Annotated in this window: 5 protein-coding genes; 4 read left to right on the top strand and 1 reads right to left on the bottom strand. The window is 71.1% G+C overall.

Annotation, left to right across the window (positions count from 1 at the left end; translation table 11 throughout):
* The 3 genes from B8460_RS07490 to B8460_RS07480 form a co-directional block, all read left to right on the top strand.
* A partial coding sequence (locus tag B8460_RS07490; protein WP_048860961.1) for a formate dehydrogenase accessory sulfurtransferase FdhD occupies window positions 1–343 on the top strand: 343 nt, incomplete at its 5' end.
* A complete protein-coding gene (locus tag B8460_RS07485; RefSeq protein WP_148360437.1) occupies window positions 330–536 on the top strand; it encodes a formate dehydrogenase subunit delta in 207 nt (68 codons plus the stop codon). The genes B8460_RS07490 and B8460_RS07485, both read left to right, overlap by 14 nt.
* Before the next feature lie 76 nt (window positions 537–612).
* Window positions 613–2,259, top strand: a complete 1,647-nt coding sequence (locus tag B8460_RS07480; protein WP_048860960.1) for an OFA family MFS transporter — start codon at window positions 613–615, stop codon at window positions 2,257–2,259.
* A 19-nt stretch (window positions 2,260–2,278) separates the two neighbouring features.
* Here B8460_RS07480 and B8460_RS07475 read toward each other — a convergent pair whose 3' ends face one another.
* Window positions 2,279–2,530, bottom strand: a complete 252-nt coding sequence (locus B8460_RS07475) for a hypothetical protein (RefSeq protein WP_048860959.1) — start codon at window positions 2,528–2,530, stop codon at window positions 2,279–2,281.
* A 319-nt stretch (window positions 2,531–2,849) separates the two neighbouring features.
* Here B8460_RS07475 and B8460_RS07470 point away from each other — a divergent pair.
* Window positions 2,850–4,237, top strand: a 1,388-nt coding sequence (locus B8460_RS07470; RefSeq protein WP_148360434.1) for a hypothetical protein, incomplete at its 3' end; no start/stop codon positions are given.

Here is a 4,237-nt window from a genome sequence, read left to right as displayed (position 1 = left end):
TGCGGCCGCGTTCTGGCGGCCGGGCGGCGGCATCGTGGCGCTGCGCGAGGATGTCGGGCGGCACAACGCGCTCGACAAGCTGGCCGGCGCGCTGCTGCGGGCGGGCGCCCGGGCCGATGACGGCGTGGTGCTGCTCACCAGCCGCATTTCCGTCGAACTGGTGCAAAAGGCCGCGCGGCTCGGCGTGCCGATGATCGCGGCCGTGTCCGCGCCGACCGCCCTCGCCCTGCGGACCGCCGAGGCGGCGGGCATCACCCTCGCCGGCATCGTGCGCGCGGACGGATTCGAACTGTTCACCCACCCCCATCGAGTCCAGACGGAGACGACGCTTGCATCAGGATGAAAAGCTGGTGGCGATGGTCAACCAGATCGGCCACTTTTTCGCGCACCAGGGCCCGGAGCGCGCGCCGGAGTCGATCGCCGACCACATCCGGAAGTTCTGGGACCCGCGGATGCGGGCGGCCATCAAGGAGCATCTGGCCAAGGGCGGCGCCGGGCTTGATGCATTTGCAATCAAGGCTGTTGAGTTGTTGTAATCCCGCCCGCGGCCGCGGGATCGTCGCGGATCACCCGCAGGCCGAATAGAAACAATAAAGCGAGACGGGGGTGGAAATGGATAACGTGTCGGGCACCGCAGGGGTGCCGGCGGGAGGAGGCGGCCTGCTCGCGCGGGAGCGCACGATCGCGGGGCCGGGGTTCAACCGCTGGCTGGTGCCGCCGGCAGCCCTCGCGATCCATCTCTGTATCGGCATGGCCTATGGCTTTTCGGTGTTCTGGTTGCCGATGGCCCATCTCGTGCCGGGCACGAACGCCGCCGCGTGCGCCGATATCGGCTTCTGGGGCGAGTTGTTCACCCGCACGTGCAACTGGACCGTCCCGGCGGAGACGCACGTCTTCGAGACGTTCATCGCCGTGCTCGGCATCTCGGCGGCGATCTGGGGTGGCTGGCTCGAACACGCGGGGCCGCGCAAGGCCGGCTTCATCGCCGCCCTGTGCTGGGGCGGCGGCCTGGTCATCGGCGGGTTCGGTGTGTCGATCCACCAGCTTTGGCTGGTTTATCTGGGCTGTGGCCTGATCGGCGGCATCGGCGAGGGGCTCGGCTACATCACGCCGGTCTCAACCCTCATCAAATGGTTCCCCGACCGTCGCGGCCTCGCGACCGGATTGGCCATCATGGGCTATGGCGGCGGCGCCATGATCGGCGCGCCGCTCGCCGTCTGGCTGATGCACCGTTTCGCGGCGAACGGCGTGGCCGGGGTCGCCCAGGCGCTGATGATCCTGGGCGTCATCTATTTCGTGGCGATGTCGCTAGGCGCCTTCGGCTTCCGCGTGCCGCCGAACGGATGGGGGCCGGCGGGATGGACCCCGGCAGACACGGCGCATAAGGCGCTGGTGACCCGCGGGAACGTGCATCTCAACCGGGCGTGGCGCACGCCGCAGTTCTGGCTGATCTGGGGCGTCCTGTGCCTCAACGTCACCGCGGGCATCGCGGTGATCGCGATGGCGAGCCCGATGCTGCAGGAGGTGTTCGGCCCGCGCCTCCTGGGGCTCGATACGGGCACCGCGCTGGGCGTCGGGCAAAAGGCGGCGATCGTGGCGGCGGCGGCGGGTCTGGTCGGCCTCATCAGCCTGTTCAACAGCCTGGGGCGGCTGTTCTGGGCGTCCCTGTCCGATCGGCTCGGCCGCAAGAATACCTATTCAGTCATCTTCCTCATCGGCATCGCCCTGTATTGCCTGCTGCCGACCTGGGGGCATCTCGGCATACCGTCGCTGTTCGTGGTGTCGATCTGCATCATCCTGAGCATGTACGGCGGCGGCTTCTCCACCGTGCCGGCCTATCTCGCGGACATCTTCGGCACCGCGATGGTGGGCGCGATCCACGGCCGGCTGATCACCGCCTGGTCCGTCGCGGGTGTGGTCGGGCCGGCGCTGATCGCGGGGCTCCGGCAGTTCGAACTCGATCGCGGCGTCGCGCACAATCTGGTCTACGACTACACGCTGTACATGATGGCGGGGCTGCTGGTCTGCGGCCTGATCTGCAACCTGCTGGTCCGGCCCGTGGATCAACGTCACTGGATGAGCGAGACGGAACTCGCGCGCGAGAGCGCCCTGCGGCACGAGGGCACGACGGTCGCCAGCGTGGACAGGATCGCCCGGGGCGGATTCGGCGTCACCGGGGTGATCGCTTGGCTCGCCGTCGGGGTGCCGTTCCTGATCGGTCTCTATCTGGCGATCAGCCGCGCCATCGTGCTGTTCTGACGGGACGCGCGCCGGAGCCTCAGGGCCCCGGCGTCGACCCCGACGGCGCGGCGGCCTTCGCCGCGGCGAGGGCGGCATTGGCCGCGTTGCGGTAGTTGTGCGCGAGCGCGTTCACGACGCCATAGACGCGGCGATAGACCGGCTGACCGGCGCCCGGCACCGGCAGCCATGGCATGACGGCGGCGCAGAGGCCGAACAGGGCCAGCACATACGGCGCATACGGCACGAACGCCGGAATACCGGCGAGCACGAACAGGGGATCTGGCGCCATACGGGGGCTCCTGGCACGGCGGGCGGAATTGCACGCGTGGATATTAGGCTATTATTCCTAGGGTGGCCTTGGCAACCGGCGCCGCCGTGCGGCCGGAGTGGCCATCGGTGCGGCCAGGGTGCCGGCAGGCGCGGGAACACGGCAACGGCGGACAATTTTCGCGGGTAGGGGGGCGTTCCAAGGTTTCGCGTCGTGCCACCCCGCTATTACGATCGCGCGGAAGGAGACGGCTCGCGCCGGCGGTGATCCGCACGGTCGCGTGGCCTTTCTCATGGAGCGGGGGGTCGATGCCGGGCGCGGCTGACGGCGCATGAACGACATGGCGGCAGATGACGCGATCGGGGCGTCCCCTGCGCGCGTGGGCACGGTCGGGCCCGAGCGCGTGGTGACGGACGCCATCGCGGAGGGGCACGGCCTGGTTGTCGCGGTCGGCGCCGATCCCGCCCTCCGCCTGGCATGCGCCGACACCGTCGCCCGCGCCCGCCTGTCGGCGGGGGATGACGTCGTGGTGTTGGCGGCGGGGGCGGACGGGCTGACCGACGCCGTCCTTGCCGAAGCGTTCGGGCTCGACGCGAATGCCGTCCCGGCGGCGCTGTTCGACCTGCCGGATCTGTATGCCACGGCGGGGCTGCGGCTGGTCGCGATCGTGCGCGACGCGCAGCGGCTGAACCCCGGCAATCTCGCGGGTCTGCGGGAGCTTGCGGCGCTGCGGTCCCGTGCGCTGTCGGTCCTGCTCGTCGGAGATGACGGCCTGGTGCCGATTGCCGACGCGTTGATGGCGGTCGGGCTGTGCTTCGTGCGGCTCGATCCCGAACCGGCGGCGGCGGACGATGACGGCGGCTATGTCTGGGCGGAGGCTGCCGCGACGCCTGCTGCGACGGACGGACCCGACGCGCCCTATGCGTATCACCCCGTCGATATCAGTTTCTCGCCGGTCCTGCCGGACTGGATCGCCCCGGACGTGCCGACGCTGATCCCCGCGGCAGAGGGAATGGCGGAGGCCGGGGCATCTGCGTCGGAGCCCGTCCCGGCGGGCGCGCTCGCGCCGACCGGGGCGGTGGACGCCGACGCTGGCGCCGAGGGCGCCCCGGTCTGGGACGAACCGACCGCGGAACAGCCGGCGGCGGAGGCGCCCGTGACCTGGCCCGGCGAGTCCGCGGTGGTCGAGGCGGACGATTCCGGCGGGATCTGGCCGGTCGAGGCGACCGGGGATGCCGGCGCGGCGGAGACCGAGGGTCTTCGGGCGCCGGTCCCGGAGATCGTGGATGCGCCGGCGGCGCATGAGTGGCCCGAGGCGTCGGAGCCCTATGCGCTCGACGATCCGCTGCCCGATGGCGCGGGCGGCGACGAGGAAGGCCGGCGGTTTGACGAATACAGCTCCGCCTTCGCCTATTTGGCGGCGCAGGAGGCCCATGCCGGGCGCGACGACGCGCCGACGGAGGACGAAGGGGCGAGCGATGTCATGGGTCCAGCACCGGTGGTGGCGCCCGCCGGACGGGGCCGGTCGCGGGTCCGGTGGTTTGCAACGGCCGTCGTCGCAGCGGCGGTGCTCGGCACAGGCTGGCTGGTGATCGGGCGGAAGATGCCCGACCACCCGGCGTCCGCGCCGGCGCCGGTCGCGAGCCTCGCGGACACATCCACATCCAGGCTGCCGCCCGCCGCGCCGGCCGCGGTCCCGCCGGCGGCGCGGTCCGGAGACGCGACGCC

It is taken from the genome of Acidisphaera rubrifaciens HS-AP3, from assembly GCF_000964365.1.
Taxonomy (GTDB): domain Bacteria; phylum Pseudomonadota; class Alphaproteobacteria; order Acetobacterales; family Acetobacteraceae; genus Acidisphaera; species Acidisphaera rubrifaciens.
Note: the sequence above shows the minus strand (reverse complement) of the source record. Positions and strands in the feature narration are given on the sequence as shown.